Genomic DNA, 18,238 nt, shown 5'->3' with positions numbered 1-18,238 from the left:
GAATTCACTGTCGGCGAAGGTAAGTTGATGACTCATGATGAACCCTGTTCCATGGCTACAGATGACAAACATGATCTCATATCAGGGACTTGTTCGCACCTTCCTTAAGATTATGCTGAAAAAGTCGGATAACATGATTGCCGACACGGTGTTCCGCATGATCGGGCACGCGCGCTTTGGTGTGCCGGGCACCTGGCGGGCCGGTTCTGATGCCGTACGTCAGATCCTGCGCCAGCAGGCGGGTATCGATCTGGGCAATACGATCGCCGTCGATGGTTCCGGTTTATCGCGCCATAACCTGATCTCGCCAGCCACCATGATGCAGGTGTTGCAGTACATTGCTCAGCATGACGCTGAGCTAAACTTTATTACGATGCTGCCGCTTGCCGGACACGACGGCTCTCTTCAGTACCGCGCGGGCCTTCACGCTGCGGGCGTGGATGGCAAAGTGTCAGCCAAAACGGGTTCCCTGCAAGGCGTTTACAACCTTGCCGGTTTTATCACCACCGCCAGCGGGCAACGCATGGCATTTGTGCAGTATCTTTCCGGCTATGCCGTCGAACCGGCTGACCAGCGCAATCGCCGTATTCCACTGGTGCGTTTCGAAAGCAGGCTCTATAAGGACATCTACCAGAATAACTAGCGATGAAACTACTGATAGTTGAAGACGATCTGTTATTGCAGGAAGGGTTAGCGCTGGCGCTGGGGAATGAAGGCTACGCCCTGGATTGTGCCGCCACGGCCGCTGAAGCAGATGCCCTGATCCAGAGCGGTGAATACAGCCTGGTGATCCTGGATTTGGGGCTGCCGGATAAAGACGGCGCGACGCTGCTCTGCCAGTGGCGTCGTCGCGGGGTGGAGAATCCCGTATTGATTCTCACTGCTCGCGATGCCATTGAAGACAGAATTAACGGGCTGGATTCTGGCGCTGACGATTATCTGGTAAAACCCTTCGCCCTTGCCGAGCTACAGGCTCGCGTGCGGGCGTTGATCCGCCGCTATCAGGGCCACAGCGACAACCTGCTGACGGACGGAGATATCACCCTCAATCTGCAAACTCAGCAGGTGCTGCGCCAGTTTCAGCCTGTGGAAGTGACGCCAAAAGAGTTCGCTCTGCTGACGCGCCTGATCATGCGCAGCGGGCAGACCGTGCACCGCGAAACGCTGCAACAGGACATCTACTCCTGGCAGGACGATCCAGGATCAAACACGCTTGAAGTTCACATTCATAATCTGCGGCGCAAGCTCGGTAAAGATCGCATCAAAACCGTACGCGGCGTGGGTTACCGTCTGGAGAGCCAGAAATGAACAGTATGCGCCGGCGATTAATGGTGTTGCTGGCGGTTATTCTGCTATTTTTTCAACTCATTAGCGTAGTCTGGCTATGGCATGAGAGCCGCGAGCAAATCGGTTTTCTGGTGAACGAAACGCTGTCCGCCAAAGCGCGCAACAACCATGTAGAAAAAGAGATCCGCGAAGCCATTGCCTCCCTGCTGGTCCCTTCTCTGGTGATGGTCGGTTTTACCCTGCTCTTCTCATTCTGGGCAGTCACCTGGATCACCCGACCACTCAACAAACTTCGCGCCAGCCTTGCGAACCGTTCGGCGGATAATTTGACTCCCCTGCCGATGTATTCTGATATGGAAGAGATAGGCGCTGTGACCACGTCGCTCAATCAACTCCTCGCCCGGCTGGACCACACTATTCAACAGGAACGCCTTTTTACCGCCGATGCGGCACACGAGTTACGTACGCCGCTTGCGGGGATCAGGCTCCATCTGGAACTGATGGCTCAGTCCGGTTCCCCGCAGGCCACGCCACTGATAAGCCGTATCGATCAGTTGATGCACACGGTGGAACAGCTGCTGATGCTGGCGCGTGCCGGGCAGGCGATGGCCAGCGGCCATTACGATACCGTGAACTGGACAGAGACGATCATTGCTCCGCTCAGCCTGGAGCATGAAGCCAAAGAGCATACGGTAATATGGCCGGCCCACAGCGCGCTGACGGTACAGGGGGACGCCGTCCTGTTACGTCTGATGCTAAGGAACCTTCTGGAGAATGCCGCCCGCTACAGCCCGGCAGGCACAACCATTGAAGTGGCATTAACAGCGACGGAGGGCGGTACCCGGGTGAGCGTTACCGATCAGGGGCCGGGTATTGATGAGGCGCACCGCCAGTCGATCACCGAACCTTTCCGGCGTCTCGACCAGCGCTACGGCGGCAGCGGCCTTGGGCTGAGCATCGTACAGCGTATCGTACAGCTCCATCATGGCCATTTAACTCTGGAGAACGGCGCTGAGGGCGGCCTCATCGCCAGCTGTTGGTTACCGACGAAAATAGGATAAAAAAAAGCCCCGTTAAGGGGCTTTATACAGGGGTTAGTGCTTGTAGATGAACTCGACGCCTTCTTCGTCGTCTTCATCCCAGTCATCGTCCCAGTCTTCATCATCTTCTTCCGCTTCCAGCTCTTCGAGCTGCTGGCGGTGGTAGTCATCCCACATGAATTCGACTTTTTCAGGCTGTTTCGCCTCTTCTGCCTGAACAACCGGATTCTCGATGATAAAGGTCATCACATCCCAGCAGAGATCTTTCACGCCAACCTGGCTGGCGGCAGAGATCAGATAGTACTTATCTTCCCAACCCATCGCGTCGGCAATCGCTTTAGCTTTCGCTTCAGCTTCCGCTTTGTCCATCAGGTCGATCTTGTTGAATACCAGCCAGCGCGGTTTTTGCGCCAGTTTTTCACTGTATTTCTCCAGCTCGCCGATAATAATACGGGCGTTTTCAACCGGATCGGAACCGTCGATTGGATCGATGTCGATGAGGTGCAACAGTACGCGGCAACGCTCAAGGTGCTTCAGGAAGCGAATACCCAGACCGGCGCCTTCTGCTGCCCCTTCAATCAGACCCGGGATGTCAGCGACCACGAAGCTCTTCTCGTTATCCATACGGACAACGCCCAGGCTCGGCACCAGCGTCGTAAACGGATAATCCGCCACTTTTGGTTTCGCCGCAGAGACCGCACGGATAAACGTCGATTTACCGGCGTTTGGCATGCCCAGCATCCCCACATCCGCCAGCAGCATCAGTTCCAGTTGCAGGTCGCGCTTATCACCCGGGGTACCCATGGTTTTTTGACGCGGAGTACGGTTAACGGAAGATTTGAAACGGCTGTTACCCAGACCGTGCCAGCCGCCTTTCGCCACCATCAGGCGCTGACCGTGTTTGGTCATATCACCCATGGTTTCGCCCGTGCCCTGATCGATGACACGCGTACCTACCGGCACTTTGATCGTCACGTCTTTACCGCGTTTACCGGTACAGTCGCGGCTCTGACCGTTCTGGCCACGCTCGGCGCGGAAAGATTTTTCGAAACGGTAGTCGATCAGCGTGTTGAGGTTTTCATCCGCCTCCAGCCACACGTCGCCACCGTCCCCACCGTCACCGCCATCAGGACCGCCACGAGGAATATATTTTTCACGGCGGAAGCTTACACAACCGTTACCGCCATCACCTGCCACGACCAGAATCGTCGCTTCATCAACAAACTTCATTTTACTCTCCGTAACTCATTCGCCTGAGCGGGGGACTATTACAACCGCTTCATTTTTGCGCCAACGCCCCCAGAGACGATGACCAATGGCGGAATACATCGCGCCCGCAACCACGACAAACGCACCGAGATAGCCCAACAGGTTGAGCATCGGCTTGACGAAGACATCGGGCCAGGCCATTGATAACAAATCTGAAAATAACAGCGTAAACAGCGGGGTAAGCGTGATTAAGGCGCTCACCTGTGCTGCCTGCCAGCGCGCCATGGCTTCAGCCAGCGCGCCATAACCGACCAGCGTATTCAGCCCACAAAAAATGAGGCACGCCAGTTGCCAGTCGCTGAGCTGGGTAATTACACCCGGCTTCGCTAACGGCAATAATGCCAGTGTACACAAAGTGTACAGCAAAAAGAGGATCTGCTGTGAGGCAAGACGGCGCAATAACACCTTTTGCGCGACGCCATAACTCACCCAGACCGTTGCTGCGCCCACCCCAAAAATGACACCCCAGGTGTAATCCGTCAGGCGGGTAAAAATCTCAATCAGGCTGGTGTTAAAGAACATCACCAGCCCGCAAAGCAGCATGCATGCCCCGATGATCTGCGTGCCGCGCATCTTCTCCTTGAGGATGAATACGCTGGCGACCATCATGCCGACCGGTGAAAGCTGACCAATCACCTGCGACGCTGTAGGGCTAAGATATTGCAGGGAAGAGCTGAACAGAATGAAGTTACCGAACAGACCGCCCGTCGCGATAGCCAGTAACACCAGCCAACGCGGTTTTCGGAAGATGCGCAGCGGTGGCAGTTTACCTTTAACGGCCAGAATGGCGCCCAGGCCTATGCTTGCCATCATGAAGCGATAAAACACCACCGTCGGTGGCTCCATAACTTCCAGTACCTGCTTCATTGCAATTGGCAGCGCACCCCAGCACATTGCGGTAGTGAGCGCCAAAAGAATACCAATGCCGGCCTGCTGCTTCATGCCCGTTTTCCCTACAGAAAATTTTCCGGGTTTCCAATGTAAAAAGCCCCGCAACACGTTGCGGGGCTTTAATCCGTTACCGGACCGAGAAAACCTTACTCAGCAACGATGCTGATGTATTTACGGTTGTTCGGGCCTTTAACTTCAAATTTCACTTTACCGTCTGCTTTAGCAAACAGAGTGTGGTCACGACCGCAACCTACGTTGGTACCCGCGTGGAACTTGGTGCCACGCTGACGAACGATGATGCTACCCGCCAGAACGGATTCGCCACCGAAACGCTTAACGCCCAGGCGTTTAGCTTCTGAATCGCGACCGTTACGTGTGGAGCCGCCAGCCTTTTTATGTGCCATTTAAATCTCTCCTCAGGTCTTAGGCGCTGATGCCAGTAATTTTCACATCAGTGAACCACTGACGGTGGCCCTGCTGCTTACGATAGTGTTTACGACGACGAAACTTAACGATTTTAACTTTCTCGCCACGACCGTGAGCAACAACTTCAGCTTTGATAACGCCGCCATCAACGAAAGGAACGCCGATTTTGACTTCTTCACCGTTTGCGATCATCAGAACTTCAGCGAACTCAACAGATTCGCCAGTTGCGATGTCCAGCTTTTCCAGGCGAACGGTCTGACCTTCGCTTACTCGGTGTTGTTTACCACCACTTTGGAAAACCGCGTACATATAAACTCCGCTTCCGCGCACATCCTCGTATGATTCAGAGTGCGCTATAAATATTCACAATAGGGCGCGAATATTACGCAAAACGCGAGCCTTTGACAAGTGCTACCATCAATACATGAAGAAAAAAAACACAACACGTACGGTAACGTTTATCTGAGCCGTTTTTTCAGTACAATCAGCAATACTATTTATAAACCTAAACCCTTTGTGTACCCATCTCGTGTGGGATAAACAGGATAAAAAGCCCGGCTTTTGCGATGAATTTAGAAAAAATCAATGAGTTAACCGCGCAAGATATGGCGGGTGTGAATGCAGCAATCCTGGAGCAACTCAACTCTGACGTTCAGCTGATCAATCAGTTGGGCTATTATATCGTCAGCGGCGGCGGTAAACGTATTCGTCCGATGATTGCCATTCTGGCTGCGCGCGCGGTTGGCTATCAGGGAAATGCCCACGTCACGATCGCGGCGCTGATCGAATTTATCCACACCGCCACCCTGCTTCACGACGATGTTGTGGATGAATCAGACATGCGTCGTGGTAAAGCCACCGCCAACGCCGCGTTTGGTAATGCGGCAAGCGTTCTGGTAGGCGATTTTATCTATACCCGAGCCTTCCAGATGATGACCAGCCTTGGTTCGCTGAAGGTGCTGGAAGTGATGTCAGAAGCCGTGAACGTCATCGCTGAAGGTGAAGTTCTACAGCTGATGAACGTCAACGACCCGGACATCACCGAAGAAAACTATATGCGGGTGATTTACAGCAAGACCGCACGTCTGTTCGAAGCCGCCGCGCAATGCTCCGGCATTCTGGCTGGCTGTAGCGAAGCTCAGGAAAAGGGGCTTCAGGACTATGGCCGTTACCTCGGCACCGCGTTCCAGCTGATTGATGATTTGCTGGACTACAGCGCGGATGGCGAAACGCTCGGTAAAAACGTCGGCGATGACCTGAACGAAGGCAAGCCAACGCTGCCGCTGCTCCACGCGATGCGCAATGGCACACCAGAGCAGGCGAAAATGATCCGGGAGGCTATCGAGCAGGGAAATGGACGCCATCTTCTGGAACCGGTACTGGAAACAATGGCAATTTGCGGCTCCCTGGAATGGACGCGTCAGCGCGCTGAAGAAGAAGCAGACAAAGCCATTGCCGCCATTCAGGTCATTCCCGACAGCCCATGGCGTGATGCGCTAATCGGCCTCGCGCACATCGCCGTCCAGCGCGACCGTTAATCCCCTCCTCATCTCCCTGCGCCCACGCAGGGAGATTCCAGTACGCACCAATAAATTACATTCCCGCGTAAGCCCATCGGGTTACAGGCCGTATGTATAAAGCCGTGCCTTATTCTGAATATTGCTTCTCGTAACATGAACTTTTTAGAACACATGTTCGAAGTGAGTATAGTAATGCTGTCTTTTCACACGAAACGACGTGGACGATAACGAACACAAGGACAGCATTATGGATACAAAATTCATCGACTGGCATTCTGCTGACATTATTGCGGCACTGCGTAAAAAAGGGACATCGCTGGCTGCCGAATCACGTCGTCATGGGCTAAGCTCGTCGACGCTGGCAAACGCCCTGACCCGCCCATGGCCAAAGGGGGAACTGATTATCGCGACGGCGCTGGATACGCATCCGTGGGTGATATGGCCGTCACGTTATCATGATCCTGTTACTCATGAATTTATCGACAGAACGCGCATGATGCGCCAGAGCAAAACGAAGAAAGCGCATCAGGACTGATGCACCAGGATTGACAGGAACAGCAATCCCCCGGCCTGTTCTGGCAGGGGGGTGCCGGAACGATTACTCGCCCTTCACACGCTCGATATTTGCACCCAGCGCGCGCAGTTTGTCCTCAATACGCTCGTAACCACGATCGATGTGGTAGATACGATCGACAACGGTAGTCCCTTCCGCAATACAACCTGCCAGCACGAGGCTCGCAGACGCGCGCAGATCGGTCGCCATCACCTGCGCACCGGACAGTTTTTCAACGCCGTGGCAAATTACCGTGTTGCTTTCAATCTCAGCATGCGCACCCATACGGATCAGTTCCGGTACGTGCATGAAACGGTTTTCGAAGATGGTTTCCGTGATGAAGCCCGTGCCTTCGGCCACCAGGTTCAACAGCGTGAACTGTGCCTGCATATCCGTCGGGAATGCCGGGTGTGGCGCAGTACGCACGTTAACGGCTTTAGGACGCTGCCCGTGCATATCGAGGCTGATCCAGTCTTCACCGATTTCAATGTCCGCCCCCGCATCGCGCAGCTTCGCCAGCACCGCATCCAGGGTATCCGGCTGGGCGTTACGGCAGACAATCTTACCGCCAGAAATGGCTGCGGCCACCAGGAAAGTACCGGTTTCGATACGGTCCGGCAGAACGCGGTACACACCGCCACCCAGACGTTCAACGCCTTCGATGGTGATACGGTCTGTGCCCTGCCCGCTGATCTTCGCCCCCAGTGCGACCAGGAAGTTCGCGGTATCCACGATCTCCGGCTCACGGGCGGCGTTTTCGATGATAGTAGTGCCTTCTGCCAGCGTAGCAGCCGACATGATGGTGACCGTTGCGCCCACGCTCACTTTGTCCATGACAATGTGCGCGCCTTTCAGACGACCATTGACGGATGCTTTAACGTAACCCTCTTCCAGCTTGATCTCCGCGCCGAGTTTTTCCAGGCCGAAGATATGCAGGTCGACTGGACGCGCACCGATAGCGCATCCGCCCGGCAGTGAAACCTGTCCCTGACCGAAACGCGCCACCAGCGGACCAAGCGCCCAGATGGACGCACGCATGGTTTTCACCAGCTCATACGGCGCTGAGAAGTTGTTCACGTTGCTGGCATCGATCCAGACGGAACCGTTACGCTCCACTTTGGTGCCCAACTGGCCGAGCAACTTCATGGTCGTGTCGATATCTTTCAGCTTCGGTACGTTCTGGATCTCTACCGGCTCTTCTGCGAGCAACGCAGCGAAAAGAATGGGCAGCGCGGCGTTTTTAGCGCCAGAAATTGTGACTTCGCCCTGGAGACGCGTGGGTCCCTGTACACGAAATTTATCCATCGTTTGCTCTCTTATAAATTCAACCGTGCTGCGGGCGTTTCGCCCTCAGCTCAAAAACCGTTTAGTTTGCGATCGCGTGCCCACTCCTGTGGGGTGAACGCTTTAATCGACAGGGCGTGGATGCGGTTATCCGCAATGTATTCCATCAGCGGCGCGTACACAGCCTGCTGTTTCTTCACGCGACTCATTCCGTCGAACATCTCACCCACAGCAATAACCTGGAAGTGACTGCCATCGCCAGAGACGTGGGCTTCCTGAAGGGAGAGTGCATTCATCAGCACAGTCTGGATTTCATTATTTTCCATGGGGTCTACATCATCTGATAGTGAAAACAAGCTCAACATCTTAGAGCAAAGTGGCGCGGTCTTAAACAAGCAAAAAGCCCCGACGCGTAAACTGTCGGGGCTTTCAGAAGTAACGTACTGAAAAAATTAGCGAGGTAATACGTCTTCGGGCAAATTGTAAAGCTGTGCAAGGGTAATCACGTTATCGCTTACCCCCGTCAGGGTAACGCTACTCCCCTGCTTTTTGCCCGTGGCCACCAGGTGCGCCAGCAGGGCGATACCGGCAGTATCTACCCGCGTGACGCCATGTAAATCAATCAGCGTCACGCCCTGCATCGCGTTATGGCGAGCGTCCCACAGCGGGTTAAGCAGATCCTGATCCAGCTCTCCCGTCAGCGTCAACGTCTCGCCGTCACGCGCCCAGCTAAGCTGCTGTGACATTACTTCTTCTCGTCCAGGGTAATTTTCTGACGAGAGATGGACTGAAGCTGAGCCGTCAGGCCATCAATGCCTTTAGTGCGCAGCAGATCGCTCCACTCGTTCTGTTTAGTGGTGATCATGCTGACGCCTTCAGCGATCATATCGTACGCCTGCCAGTTTCCGGTCTGGCTGTTTTTACGCCACTGGAAGTCCAGACGAACCGGTGGACGACCGTTTGGATCGATAATCGTCACGCGAATAGGAATGATAGTGGCATCGCCCAGCGGCTGTTCAGGGGCAATCTGATAGGTCTGCCCGTGGTACATCGCCAGCGCCTGGCCGTAAGCCTGTTTCAGGTATTCACGGAATGCCGCAAAGTAAGCCTCGCGCTGTGCAGGGGTCGCGTCTTTGTAGTAACGGCCCAGCACCAGTGCGCCCGCATACTTGATCTGCACATACGGCAGCAGTTCCTGATCCACCACATCACGCAGATAATCCGGGTTAGAACGGATTTTTGGCTGTTCATTTTTAAGACGGTCGAAGGTTTTCTTCGCGGCCTCATTCATCAGTTTGTACGGGTTACTCTGATCCGCAGCGTGCGCCGCGGTAAGAGGGGCAATGACCAGCATGGCAACCATTAACAGTCGTTTAAACATGAATAACTTCTCCTGAAATTAATTCGTCGCGCCTGGCGTCGGTTCGACGTTGGTGTGGTCTTCACTCTGCGCAGGGGCATCGTCAGACTTTTTATCATCCCCTTTACTGTTGTAAAGGAACTGACCAATCATATCTTCCAGCACCATCGCTGACTTGGTATCCTGGATTACGCTACCGTCTTTAAGGATAGTCGTTCCCAGCTCAGGATCTTCAAAACCAACGTTAAGGGCCAGATATTGCTCCCCCAGTAGGCCAGAGGTGCGGATAGAAAGCGAGCTGGTGTCCGGAATGTGGTTATAGCGCTCTTCGATATCCATCGCGACGCGCGGCAGATAGGTTTTCTCATCAAGCGTAATGTCAGCGACACGTCCGATAACGACGCCACCAATACGCACCGGTGAGCGCGCTTTCAGGCCGCCGATGTTATCGAAAGTCGCGTAGATACGGTACGTCGGCTCGGCGCGAACAGAGGTGATGTCCGCCGCTCGCAGGCAGATGAACAGCGCGGCCAGCAGCGCCAGAAGCAGAAACACGCCAACCCAAATTTCATTTTTTCTCGTTTGCATGAACTCAATTCCCAAACATCAGTGCGGTGAGCACAAAATCCAGACCTAAAACGGCCAGCGACGAATGTACGACAGTACGCGTCGTTGCACGGCTAATGCCCGCCGACGTCGGAATGGCATCGTAACCATTAAACAACGCAATCCAGGTAACCGTCACAGCGAAAACCACGCTCTTGATCAGACAGTTCACCAGATCCATCCGCAGATCGATGGCGTCCTGCATGGCAGACCAGAAGAATCCGGCATCAATGCCTTTCCAGTTAACGCCAACCAGCGCGCCTCCCCAGATACCTACCGCCACAAAGAGGATAGTCAGTAACGGCAAGGAGATAACCCCGGCCCAGAAGCGCGGCGAGATCACCCGGCGCAGCGGATCGACCGCCATCATCTCCATACTGGAGAGCTGCTCGGTGGCGCGCATCAGGCCAATTTCCGCCGTCAACGCTGACCCGGCACGCCCGGCGAACAGCAGCGCGGCAACCACCGGCCCGAGTTCACGCAGTAGCGAGAGCGCCACCAGCATGCCAAGGCTGGTTTCCGCGCTGTAGGTTGTCAGCACCAGATACCCCTGCAACCCCAGCACCATGCCAATAAACAGACCCGACACGATGATGATAAGCATCGACAGCACGCCGACGTTATAAAGCTGCCGCACCAGTAACGGCGCATGCTTGCGGAACTCCGGTTTGCCGACCAGCGCGTTGAACAACATTAATCCGGCACGCCCGAACGTACTGATGGTTTTTAGGCCACGATGTCCAAGACCCGCCAACGCATTTAACAGCATGAGTGGCTTAACTCCCTATTCCCAGTAAATCGTCATGATAGTCGCCCGCCGGATAGCGGAAAGGCACCGGCCCATCTGCGATACCGTCCAGGAACTGCCGCACGCGCGGATCGCCATTCTCCTGCAACGCCTGGGCGCTGCCGTGGGCGACGATTTTTTTGTCAGCCACAATATAGGCGTAATCAGCGATACTCAGCACTTCCGGCACGTCGTGGGAAACCACCACGCAGGTGACGCCAAGGGCGCTGTTCAGCTCCGAAATTAACTTCACCAGCACGCCCATGGTGATGGGGTCCTGCCCGACGAACGGTTCATCGAACATGATTAAATCGGGTTCCAGGGCAATAGCACGCGCCAGCGCGGCGCGGCGCGCCATCCCACCCGAGAGTTCGGACGGCATGAGTTTCGCAGCCCCACGCAGCCCCACGGCTTCAAGCTTCATCATCACCGTACTGTGCAACAGCTCAGGAGGAAGATGGGTGTGCTCACGCAACGGATAGGCCACGTTGTCAAAAACGTTCATATCCGTGAACAGCGCGCCCGACTGAAAGAGCATGCTCATCCGTTTGCGAACCGTGTAGAGGCGCGAGCGAGACATCGCCGGGACATTTTCGCCGTCGAAGAGAATTTCGCCGCTGTCAGGGGGGATTTGCCCGCCGATAAGACGCAGCAACGTGGTTTTACCGATCCCTGACGGCCCCATGATGGCGGTGATTTTACCGCGCGGCACGGTCAGCGAAATATCATCAAATATTAACCGGTTGCCGCGAGAAAAACTGACGCCCCGGACATCGACTATATTCGCCATCGTTTGGCTCATTTATGGTTCCTTACTTACCTTGCTTCACGGCTGGCATGAAGCGTAAATCAGCCCTAAACCCCGCATTTTTACAGAATATTCACTATTGGGGTTAGCGAAAGCTGGCATTTGTTTTACTTTTCCGGCGCATAAAGTCAAAATTAGGAATTCGTTACGTCTCAGACTTCATCTGGCGCCAACATTCGTGCGCAGTGGACCAGCGAGTATACCTGAAGAAAGGACTTTTGATGCTTTTAGCAACAGCACTGTTAATAATTGGTTTACTGTTGGTGGTCTACAGTGCTGACCGTTTGGTCTTTGCCGCATCCATTCTCTGTCGACTCATTGGCATGCCGCCCATCATTATCGGCATGACGGTGGTCAGTGTAGGCACATCGCTTCCTGAAATCATCGTTTCTGTTTCAGCCTCGCTGCATGGGCAGGTCGACCTCGCTATCGGCACCGCGATTGGCTCTAACATCGTCAATATCTTACTGATTTTAGGCTTAGCCGCATTACTGCATCCATTTCGCGTGCATTCTGATGTTTTGCGCCGGGAATTGCCGTTAATGTTAGTCGTCAGTCTGCTGGCAGGCTACGTACTTTATGACGGGGTGCTGAGCGTCGATGACGGTATATTCCTGCTCGCCCTGGCCGTGATCTGGTTGATTTACAGCGTGAAGATCGCACGTCTGGCGGAAAAACAGGGCAACGATAGCCTCACGCGTGAGCATCTCGCCGAGCTGCCCCGGGAAGGGACCTTACCCGTCGCCCTGCTGTGGCTGGGCGTCGCGCTGATCATCATGCCGATGGCCACGCGGATGGTAGTCGATAACGCGACGGTGCTGGCGAACGCGTTTGCGATGAGCGAACTGACAATCGGTCTGACGGTAATCGCCATCGGCACCAGCCTGCCAGAGCTGGCCACCGCCATCGCCGGGGCGCGTAAAGGGGAAGATGATATCGCCATCGGCAATATCATCGGCTCGAATATTTTCAATATCGCAATCGTGACGGGGCTACCGGCGTTAATCTCGCCGGGGCCGTTTAACCCTATGGTTTTCACGCGCGATTACGGTGTGATGCTGCTGGTCAGCGTGATTTTCGCCCTGCTCTGCTGGCGGCGAAAAGAGCAGATCGGCAAAGGCGCAGGCGCGCTGCTGACGGGTGGATTTATCGTATGGCTGGCGATGCTGTACTGGCTTTCGCCGCTTCTCTCTGGGTAAACGGAAACGCATTATGTCGCAAATAGAATTGCAGCCGGGTTTTGACTTTCAGAAAGCAGGCAAAGACGTTCTGGAGATTGAACGTGAAGGTCTGGCGCAGTTAGATCAGTACATTAATCAGGATTTTAGTCTGGCCTGTGAGAAGATGTTCTACTGTGCCGGCAAAGTCGTGGTGATGGGGATGGGCAAATCCGGCCATATCGGACGCAAAATGGCGGCGACCTTTGCCAGTACCGGCACGTCGTCATTCTTCGTCCATCCCGGTGAAGCCGCGCACGGTGACCTCGGCATGGTTACGCCGCAGGACGTGGTTATTGCGCTGTCCAACTCCGGGGAATCGAATGAAATCCTGGCGTTGATCCCGGTGCTGAAGCGTCTGCACGTACCGCTGATTTGCATGACCAGCCGCCCGGAAAGCAGTATGGCGCGTGCGGCGGATATTCACCTGTGCGTGAAGGTGCCTAAAGAAGCCTGCCCGCTGGGGCTGGCGCCGACCTCCAGCACAACCGCCGCGCTGGTGATGGGCGATGCCCTTGCCGTTGCGCTGCTGGAAGCCCGCGGTTTTACGCCTGAAGATTTCGCCCTGTCTCACCCCGGCGGCGCGCTCGGGCGCAAACTGCTGCTGCGCGTTAACGATATTATGCACACCGGGGATGAGATCCCGCACGTCAGCAAAGAGGCCTCTTTGCGCGACGCGTTACTGGAGATCACCCGTAAAAACCTGGGCATGACGGTTATCTGCGACGATCTAATGAAGATTCAGGGCATTTTCACCGACGGCGACCTGCGCCGGGTATTCGATATGGGTGTGGATGTCCGAACGCTGGGCATCGCTGATGTGATGACGCCTGGCGGGATCCGCGTCCGTCCGGGCACACTGGCGGTCGATGTGCTGAACCTGATGCAGTCCCGTCATATTACCTCAGTGATGGTTGCCGATGGCGACCAACTGCTGGGTGTGGTACATATGCATGATCTGCTGCGCGCTGGCGTAGTGTAATGAAGGATAAGACAATGAGTAATGCGGGTGCATCCCTTGCAACCTGTTATGGCCCGGTGAGCGCCCAGATGATGGCAAAGGCGGAAAATATCCGCCTGCTGATCCTCGATGTGGATGGTGTGCTCTCCGACGGTCTGATTTATATGGGCAATAACGGCGAAGAGCTGAAAGCCTTTAACGTTCGCGACGGTTACGGTATCCGCTGTGCGCTCACGTCCGGTATTGAAGTTGCTATCATCACCGGGCGGAAAGCTAAACTGGTAGAAGATCGGTGTGAAACGCTGGGCATTACCCATCTCTATCAGGGGCAGTCTGATAAGATGGTCGCCTTCCGGGATCTGCTGGGAAAACTGGCCATTGCACCAGAGAATGTGGCATACGTCGGGGATGATTTGATCGACTGGCCAGTGATGGCGGAGGTGGGTCTGAGCATCGCGGTGGCTGACGCGCACCCGCTGCTGATCCCGCGTGCTGATTACGTTACCCATATTCACGGTGGCCGCGGCGCCGTCCGTGAAGTCTGCGATCTGCTTCTGCTGGCGCAGGGCAAGCTTGATGAGGCGAAAGGGCAATCGATATGAGTAAAACCAGACGTTGGGTTATCATTCTGCTTGCGCTTGTCGCCCTGGTACTGATTGGCGTCAACCTCGCTGACCGCGATGATACGCAAGCGGAAGTGGTTAACACGAGCGACCCGACCTATAAAAGCGATCACAGCGACACCGTGGTCTATAGCCCGGAAGGCGCGCTGAACTATCGCCTCGTTGCTCAGCATGTAGAATATTTTTCAGATGACGGTACCTCGTGGTTTACCCAACCGGTCATGACCACCTTTGATACGGACAAAGTGCCGACGTGGTCAATCAAGTCTGACCGGGCAAAACTGACAAATGACCGTATGCTTTACCTGTATGGTCACGTTGAAGTCAACGCCCTGACCGCTGACGCGCAACTGCGAAAAATTACGACGGATAACGCCCAGATCAACCTGGTCACCCAGGATGTCACGTCGCAGGATCTCGTCACCCTGTATGGCACAACATTTAATTCCAGCGGTTTAAGAATGCGCGGGAACTTACGCAGCAAAAACGCCGAGCTGATTGAAAAGGTTAGAACCTCCTATGAAATTCAAAACAAACAAACTCAGCCTTAAAGTTGTTATCGCCAGCGCGCTGCTGGCGGCCAGTCTTCCCGCGCTTGCTGTGACTGGCGACACCGAACAGCCGATTCATATTGAATCCGATACCCAGTCTCTGGATATGCAGGGTAATGTCGTCACCTTTACCGGCAACGTCGTCATGACCCAGGGCACCATCAAAATCAACGCCGACAAAGTGGTCGTTACCCGTCCGGGCGGCGAGCAGGGCAAAGAGATTATCGATGGTTATGGCAACCCGGCTACCTTCTACCAGATGCAGGACAACGGCAAGCCGGTGAAAGGCCATGCCTCGCATATGCACTATGAACTGGCGAAGGATCTGGTCATCCTGACCGGTAATGCTTACCTGGAACAGCTGGACAGCAATATCAAAGGCGACAAGATCACCTATCTGGTGAAAGAGCAGAAAATGCAGGCCTCCAGCGAAAAAGGCAAACGCGTCACGACCGTGCTTGTGCCTTCGCAGTTGCAGGACAAGAACAACGGTCAGGCTCCGGCAAAGAAAAAGAGTAACTAATTCGTTATGGCAACTTTAACTGCAAAAAACCTCGCGAAAGCGTATAAGGGCCGCCGCGTCGTCGAAGATGTCAGTCTGACCGTCAACTCCGGCGAAATCGTGGGTTTGCTTGGCCCTAACGGGGCGGGTAAAACCACGACCTTCTACATGGTGGTGGGCATCGTCCCGCGTGACGCCGGCAACATCATCATCGATGATGAAGATATCAGCCTGCTGCCGCTGCATGCCCGCGCGCGTCGTGGCATCGGCTATCTGCCGCAGGAAGCCTCCATCTTCCGCCGCTTAAGCGTGTTCGACAACCTGATGGCCGTGCTCCAGATCCGTGACGATCTGACCAGCGAGCAGCGCACTGACCGTGCGAACGAGCTGATGGAAGAGTTTCATATCGAACATCTGCGTGACAGCCTCGGTCAGGCGCTGTCCGGTGGTGAACGCCGCCGCGTTGAGATTGCGCGCGCGCTGGCAGCAAACCCAAAATTCATCCTGCTGGATGAACCGTTTGCGGGCGTTGACCCCATCTCCGTTATCGATATCAAACGTATTATTGAGCACCTGCGCGATAGCGGGCTTGGCGTACTGATCACGGACCACAACGTTCGTGAAACGCTGGCCGTGTGTGAGCGCGCCTACATAGTGAGCCAGGGCCATCTGATTGCCCACGGTACGCCGCAGCAAATCCTCGAAGATGAGCATGTTAAGCGCGTGTACCTTGGGGAAGACTTCAGACTCTGATAGGGTAGAGGTTAAGTCACGCCGAACCGGAGAAAAACGCTCTGAACATGAAGCAAGGTTTGCAATTACGGCTCAGCCAGCAACTGGCCATGACGCCGCAGCTACAGCAGGCAATCCGTCTGTTGCAGCTGTCCACGTTAGAACTCCAGCAGGAACTCCAGCAGGCGCTGGACAGCAATCCGCTGCTGGAGCAAACCGATCTTCATGACGAGGTAGACGCCCAGCAGACGCAGGACACAGAAACGCTCGACTCCGTAGATGCGCTCGAACAGAAAGAGATGCCGGACGAACTGCCGCTGGATGCCAGCTGGGATGAAATCTACACCGCGGGTACCCCTTCCGGGACGCGTGCAGACTACCAGGATGATGAACTCCCGGTCTACCAGGGCGAAACCACCCAGTCGCTTCAGGACTACCTGATGTGGCAGGTAGAGCTGACCCCTTTCTCCGATACCGATCGCGCCATTGCCACCTCGATTGTCGATGCCGTTGACGACACGGGCTATTTGACCGTGACGCTGGACGAGATTCTGGAAAGCATCGGCGATGACGAGATTGAACTGGAAGAGATTGAAGCCGTCCTGAAACGCGTTCAGCGTTTCGACCCGATTGGCGTCGCCGCGAAAGATCTGCGCGACTGCCTTCTGATCCAGCTTTCGCAGTTTGCCAAAGAGACACCGTGGATTGACGAAGCCCGGCTCATCATCAGCGATCATCTGGATCTGCTGGCGAATCACGACTTCCGCACCCTGATGCGCGTCACGCGCCTGAAAGAAGAGGTGCTGAAGGAAGCGGTGAATCTGATCCAGTCACTTGATCCGCGTCCGGGGCAGTCGATCCAGACCAGCGAACCGGAATATGTCATTCCTGATGTGCTGGTGAGAAAACACAATGGCCGGTGGGTCGTTGAACTGAACGCCGACAGCATTCCTCGCCTGCAAATCAACCAGCAATACGCCTCCATGTGCACCAGCGCACGTAATGACGCTGATAATCAATATATTCGCAGCAACCTTCAGGAAGCACGCTGGTTGATCAAGAGTCTGGAGAGCCGTAATGACACGCTGCTGCGCGTCAGCCGCTGTATTGTCGAACAGCAGCAGGCGTTCTTTGAGCAGGGCGAAGAGTTTATGAAACCGATGGTGCTGGCGGACATCGCCCAGGCCGTCGAGATGCATGAATCAACCATTTCCCGCGTGACCACGCAGAAGTATCTGCACAGCCCACGCGGTATTTTTGAGCTTAAGTATTTCTTCTCCAGCCACGTGAACACCGAAGGCGGCGGCGAAGCCTCGTCAACGGCCATTCGCGCACTGGTGAAGAAGTTGATCGCCGCGGAGAACCCCGCGAAGCCACTCAGTGACAGTAAGTTAACCACCATGCTGTCCGATCAGGGTATTATGGTGGCACGTCGTACTGTCGCGAAGTATCGAGAGTCTTTATCCATTCCGCCGTCTAACCAGCGTAAACAACTGGTTTGACACAACCGATAAGGAAGACACTATGCAGCTCAATATCACCGGACATAACGTCGAGATTACTGAGGCTTTACGCGATTTTGTAAACACTAAGTTTGCGAAACTCGAGCAGTATTTCGAGAGGATCAACCAGGTCTATGTTGTGTTGAAAGTGGAGAAAGTGACGCATATCTCGGATGCGACCCTGCACGTCAACGGAGGGGAACTCCATGCCAGTGCGGAAGGGCAAGACATGTACGCGGCTATCGACGGCTTGATTGATAAGCTTGCGAGACAGCTCAATAAACATAAAGATAAACTGAAACAACACTAATTGTCCGGG

General features: G+C 54.8%; 23 protein-coding genes and 1 pseudogene. 13 read left to right on the top strand and 11 right to left on the bottom strand.

From position 1 onward, the window contains the following. Window positions 1-103: 103 nt before the first annotated feature. From dacB to pmrB, 3 genes and pseudogenes are all read left to right on the top strand, one after another. Window positions 104-643 (top strand): annotated as a pseudogene (dacB, locus tag ACOTW6_RS18080) (D-alanyl-D-alanine carboxypeptidase/D-alanyl-D-alanine endopeptidase); the annotation flags it as partial. 2 nt (window positions 644-645) lie between these two features. Next, window positions 646-1,308 carry a two-component system response regulator PmrA gene (gene pmrA / locus ACOTW6_RS18075; protein ID WP_213789276.1) on the top strand — a complete coding sequence of 221 codons (663 nt, stop codon included), beginning with the start codon at window positions 646-648 and terminating at the stop codon, window positions 1,306-1,308. After that, window positions 1,305-2,348, top strand: a complete 1,044-nt coding sequence (gene pmrB / locus ACOTW6_RS18070; RefSeq protein ID WP_045327348.1) for a two-component system sensor histidine kinase PmrB — start codon at window positions 1,305-1,307, stop codon at window positions 2,346-2,348. Before pmrA ends, pmrB begins: the two co-directional genes overlap by 4 nt. 33 nt (window positions 2,349-2,381) lie before the next feature. Here pmrB and cgtA read toward each other — a convergent pair whose 3' ends face one another. The 4 genes from cgtA to rplU all read right to left on the bottom strand — a co-directional run bounded on the left by cgtA (window position 2,382) and on the right by rplU (window position 5,222). Then, window positions 2,382-3,557, bottom strand: coding sequence for an Obg family GTPase CgtA (gene cgtA / locus ACOTW6_RS18065; RefSeq protein ID WP_006812124.1), 1,176 nt, complete (start codon window positions 3,555-3,557; stop codon window positions 2,382-2,384). Between the two features lie 15 nt (window positions 3,558-3,572). Further along, window positions 3,573-4,538, bottom strand: a complete 966-nt coding sequence (locus tag ACOTW6_RS18060) for a DMT family transporter (protein ID WP_421766272.1) — start codon at window positions 4,536-4,538, stop codon at window positions 3,573-3,575. A gap of 95 nt (window positions 4,539-4,633) precedes the next feature. Continuing rightward, entirely contained in the window at window positions 4,634-4,891 is a 258-nt protein-coding gene (gene rpmA / locus ACOTW6_RS18055) for a 50S ribosomal protein L27 (protein WP_003861831.1), read from the bottom strand. Between the two features lie 19 nt (window positions 4,892-4,910). Next, window positions 4,911-5,222 (bottom strand): 50S ribosomal protein L21, encoded by a 312-nt coding sequence (rplU, locus tag ACOTW6_RS18050; protein ID WP_003025032.1) that lies wholly within the window; start codon window positions 5,220-5,222, stop codon window positions 4,911-4,913. Between the two features lie 257 nt (window positions 5,223-5,479). Between rplU and ispB the strand changes: the two genes are divergently transcribed. Next, a complete protein-coding gene (ispB, locus tag ACOTW6_RS18045) occupies window positions 5,480-6,451 on the top strand; it encodes an octaprenyl diphosphate synthase (protein WP_006812126.1) in 972 nt (323 codons plus the stop codon). Window positions 6,452-6,680: 229 nt separating this feature from the next. Beyond that, the gene (sfsB, locus tag ACOTW6_RS18040; RefSeq protein ID WP_047051270.1) at window positions 6,681-6,968 is read left to right on the top strand and encodes a DNA-binding transcriptional regulator SfsB; all 288 of its coding nucleotides are present in this window, start codon (window positions 6,681-6,683) and stop codon (window positions 6,966-6,968) included. Window positions 6,969-7,031: 63 nt separating this feature from the next. Here sfsB and murA read toward each other — a convergent pair whose 3' ends face one another. From murA to mlaF, 7 genes are all read right to left on the bottom strand, one after another. Further along, on the bottom strand, window positions 7,032-8,291 hold the full coding sequence (gene murA, locus ACOTW6_RS18035; protein ID WP_006812128.1) for a UDP-N-acetylglucosamine 1-carboxyvinyltransferase: 1,260 nt from the start codon (window positions 8,289-8,291) through the stop codon (window positions 7,032-7,034). A 50-nt stretch (window positions 8,292-8,341) separates the two neighbouring features. Then, window positions 8,342-8,596, bottom strand: a complete 255-nt coding sequence (gene ibaG / locus ACOTW6_RS18030) for a BolA family iron metabolism protein IbaG (protein ID WP_003861840.1) — start codon at window positions 8,594-8,596, stop codon at window positions 8,342-8,344. 126 nt (window positions 8,597-8,722) lie between these two features. Then, a complete protein-coding gene (mlaB, locus tag ACOTW6_RS18025) occupies window positions 8,723-9,016 on the bottom strand; it encodes a lipid asymmetry maintenance protein MlaB (RefSeq protein WP_003861843.1) in 294 nt (97 codons plus the stop codon). Continuing rightward, the gene (gene mlaC / locus ACOTW6_RS18020; RefSeq protein WP_003861845.1) at window positions 9,016-9,651 is read right to left on the bottom strand and encodes a phospholipid-binding protein MlaC; all 636 of its coding nucleotides are present in this window, start codon (window positions 9,649-9,651) and stop codon (window positions 9,016-9,018) included. The genes mlaB and mlaC overlap by 1 nt, the downstream gene beginning before the upstream one ends. A gap of 18 nt (window positions 9,652-9,669) precedes the next feature. Next, complete coding sequence (gene mlaD, locus ACOTW6_RS18015) at window positions 9,670-10,218, bottom strand: outer membrane lipid asymmetry maintenance protein MlaD (RefSeq protein WP_003861847.1); 549 nt, start codon at window positions 10,216-10,218, stop codon at window positions 9,670-9,672. 4 nt (window positions 10,219-10,222) lie between these two features. Then, window positions 10,223-11,005 carry a lipid asymmetry maintenance ABC transporter permease subunit MlaE gene (gene mlaE / locus ACOTW6_RS18010; RefSeq protein ID WP_003861848.1) on the bottom strand — a complete coding sequence of 261 codons (783 nt, stop codon included), beginning with the start codon at window positions 11,003-11,005 and terminating at the stop codon, window positions 10,223-10,225. A gap of 7 nt (window positions 11,006-11,012) precedes the next feature. Next, window positions 11,013-11,825 carry a phospholipid ABC transporter ATP-binding protein MlaF gene (gene mlaF, locus ACOTW6_RS18005; RefSeq protein ID WP_017382730.1) on the bottom strand — a complete coding sequence of 271 codons (813 nt, stop codon included), beginning with the start codon at window positions 11,823-11,825 and terminating at the stop codon, window positions 11,013-11,015. Window positions 11,826-12,052: 227 nt separating this feature from the next. On the opposite strand from mlaF, the gene ACOTW6_RS18000 reads away from it, so the two are divergent. Genes ACOTW6_RS18000 through hpf form a run of 8 tightly spaced genes read left to right on the top strand, consistent with a single transcriptional unit; the run spans window position 12,053 to window position 18,229 of the window. Then, window positions 12,053-13,030 (top strand): calcium/sodium antiporter, encoded by a 978-nt coding sequence (locus ACOTW6_RS18000; RefSeq protein WP_213789278.1) that lies wholly within the window; start codon window positions 12,053-12,055, stop codon window positions 13,028-13,030. 13 nt (window positions 13,031-13,043) lie between these two features. Further along, complete coding sequence (kdsD, locus tag ACOTW6_RS17995; RefSeq protein WP_003861853.1) at window positions 13,044-14,030, top strand: arabinose-5-phosphate isomerase KdsD; 987 nt, start codon at window positions 13,044-13,046, stop codon at window positions 14,028-14,030. Window positions 14,031-14,044: 14 nt separating this feature from the next. Next, the gene (kdsC, locus tag ACOTW6_RS17990) at window positions 14,045-14,611 is read left to right on the top strand and encodes a 3-deoxy-manno-octulosonate-8-phosphatase KdsC (RefSeq protein ID WP_047051238.1); all 567 of its coding nucleotides are present in this window, start codon (window positions 14,045-14,047) and stop codon (window positions 14,609-14,611) included. Further along, window positions 14,608-15,183: an LPS export ABC transporter periplasmic protein LptC gene (gene lptC / locus ACOTW6_RS17985; protein WP_015571983.1), complete on the top strand. Its 576-nt coding sequence runs from the start codon at window positions 14,608-14,610 to the stop codon at window positions 15,181-15,183. The genes kdsC and lptC overlap by 4 nt, the downstream gene beginning before the upstream one ends. Then, window positions 15,152-15,706 carry a lipopolysaccharide ABC transporter substrate-binding protein LptA gene (lptA, locus tag ACOTW6_RS17980; protein ID WP_015571984.1) on the top strand — a complete coding sequence of 185 codons (555 nt, stop codon included), beginning with the start codon at window positions 15,152-15,154 and terminating at the stop codon, window positions 15,704-15,706. The genes lptC and lptA overlap by 32 nt, the downstream gene beginning before the upstream one ends. 6 nt (window positions 15,707-15,712) lie before the next feature. Beyond that, the gene (gene lptB / locus ACOTW6_RS17975) at window positions 15,713-16,438 is read left to right on the top strand and encodes an LPS export ABC transporter ATP-binding protein (protein ID WP_003861862.1); all 726 of its coding nucleotides are present in this window, start codon (window positions 15,713-15,715) and stop codon (window positions 16,436-16,438) included. A gap of 47 nt (window positions 16,439-16,485) precedes the next feature. Further along, window positions 16,486-17,919 carry an RNA polymerase factor sigma-54 gene (gene rpoN, locus ACOTW6_RS17970; RefSeq protein ID WP_003861864.1) on the top strand — a complete coding sequence of 478 codons (1,434 nt, stop codon included), beginning with the start codon at window positions 16,486-16,488 and terminating at the stop codon, window positions 17,917-17,919. Between the two features lie 22 nt (window positions 17,920-17,941). After that, window positions 17,942-18,229: a ribosome hibernation promoting factor gene (gene hpf / locus ACOTW6_RS17965; protein WP_003861866.1), complete on the top strand. Its 288-nt coding sequence runs from the start codon at window positions 17,942-17,944 to the stop codon at window positions 18,227-18,229. Window positions 18,230-18,238 lie beyond the last annotated feature (9 nt).

The sequence above is a fragment of the Enterobacter cloacae complex sp. IR5403 genome (assembly GCF_049238705.1).
Classification (GTDB): domain Bacteria; phylum Pseudomonadota; class Gammaproteobacteria; order Enterobacterales; family Enterobacteriaceae; genus Enterobacter; species Enterobacter hormaechei_C.
Note: the sequence above shows the minus strand (reverse complement) of the source record. Positions and strands in the feature narration are given on the sequence as shown.

Coding starts and splice junctions, on each gene's coding strand:
- rpoN (WP_003861864.1), top strand. CDS start 16,486: ATGAAGCAAGGTTTGCAATTACGGCTCAGCCAGCAACTGGCCATGACG.
- mlaD (WP_003861847.1), bottom strand. CDS start 10,218: ATGCAAACGAGAAAAAATGAAATTTGGGTTGGCGTGTTTCTGCTTCTG.
- ACOTW6_RS18060 (WP_421766272.1), bottom strand. CDS start 4,538: ATGAAGCAGCAGGCCGGCATTGGTATTCTTTTGGCGCTCACTACCGCA.
- murA (WP_006812128.1), bottom strand. CDS start 8,291: ATGGATAAATTTCGTGTACAGGGACCCACGCGTCTCCAGGGCGAAGTC.
- mlaF (WP_017382730.1), bottom strand. CDS start 11,825: ATGAGCCAAACGATGGCGAATATAGTCGATGTCCGGGGCGTCAGTTTT.
- kdsC (WP_047051238.1), top strand. CDS start 14,045: ATGAGTAATGCGGGTGCATCCCTTGCAACCTGTTATGGCCCGGTGAGC.
- kdsD (WP_003861853.1), top strand. CDS start 13,044: ATGTCGCAAATAGAATTGCAGCCGGGTTTTGACTTTCAGAAAGCAGGC.
- hpf (WP_003861866.1), top strand. CDS start 17,942: ATGCAGCTCAATATCACCGGACATAACGTCGAGATTACTGAGGCTTTA.
- mlaE (WP_003861848.1), bottom strand. CDS start 11,005: ATGCTGTTAAATGCGTTGGCGGGTCTTGGACATCGTGGCCTAAAAACC.
- lptC (WP_015571983.1), top strand. CDS start 14,608: ATGAGTAAAACCAGACGTTGGGTTATCATTCTGCTTGCGCTTGTCGCC.
- rpmA (WP_003861831.1), bottom strand. CDS start 4,891: ATGGCACATAAAAAGGCTGGCGGCTCCACACGTAACGGTCGCGATTCA.
- sfsB (WP_047051270.1), top strand. CDS start 6,681: ATGGATACAAAATTCATCGACTGGCATTCTGCTGACATTATTGCGGCA.
- lptB (WP_003861862.1), top strand. CDS start 15,713: ATGGCAACTTTAACTGCAAAAAACCTCGCGAAAGCGTATAAGGGCCGC.
- mlaC (WP_003861845.1), bottom strand. CDS start 9,651: ATGTTTAAACGACTGTTAATGGTTGCCATGCTGGTCATTGCCCCTCTT.
- cgtA (WP_006812124.1), bottom strand. CDS start 3,557: ATGAAGTTTGTTGATGAAGCGACGATTCTGGTCGTGGCAGGTGATGGC.
- lptA (WP_015571984.1), top strand. CDS start 15,152: ATGAAATTCAAAACAAACAAACTCAGCCTTAAAGTTGTTATCGCCAGC.
- ispB (WP_006812126.1), top strand. CDS start 5,480: ATGAATTTAGAAAAAATCAATGAGTTAACCGCGCAAGATATGGCGGGT.
- pmrA (WP_213789276.1), top strand. CDS start 646: ATGAAACTACTGATAGTTGAAGACGATCTGTTATTGCAGGAAGGGTTA.
- ibaG (WP_003861840.1), bottom strand. CDS start 8,596: ATGGAAAATAATGAAATCCAGACTGTGCTGATGAATGCACTCTCCCTT.
- pmrB (WP_045327348.1), top strand. CDS start 1,305: ATGAACAGTATGCGCCGGCGATTAATGGTGTTGCTGGCGGTTATTCTG.
- ACOTW6_RS18000 (WP_213789278.1), top strand. CDS start 12,053: ATGCTTTTAGCAACAGCACTGTTAATAATTGGTTTACTGTTGGTGGTC.
- mlaB (WP_003861843.1), bottom strand. CDS start 9,016: ATGTCACAGCAGCTTAGCTGGGCGCGTGACGGCGAGACGTTGACGCTG.
- rplU (WP_003025032.1), bottom strand. CDS start 5,222: ATGTACGCGGTTTTCCAAAGTGGTGGTAAACAACACCGAGTAAGCGAA.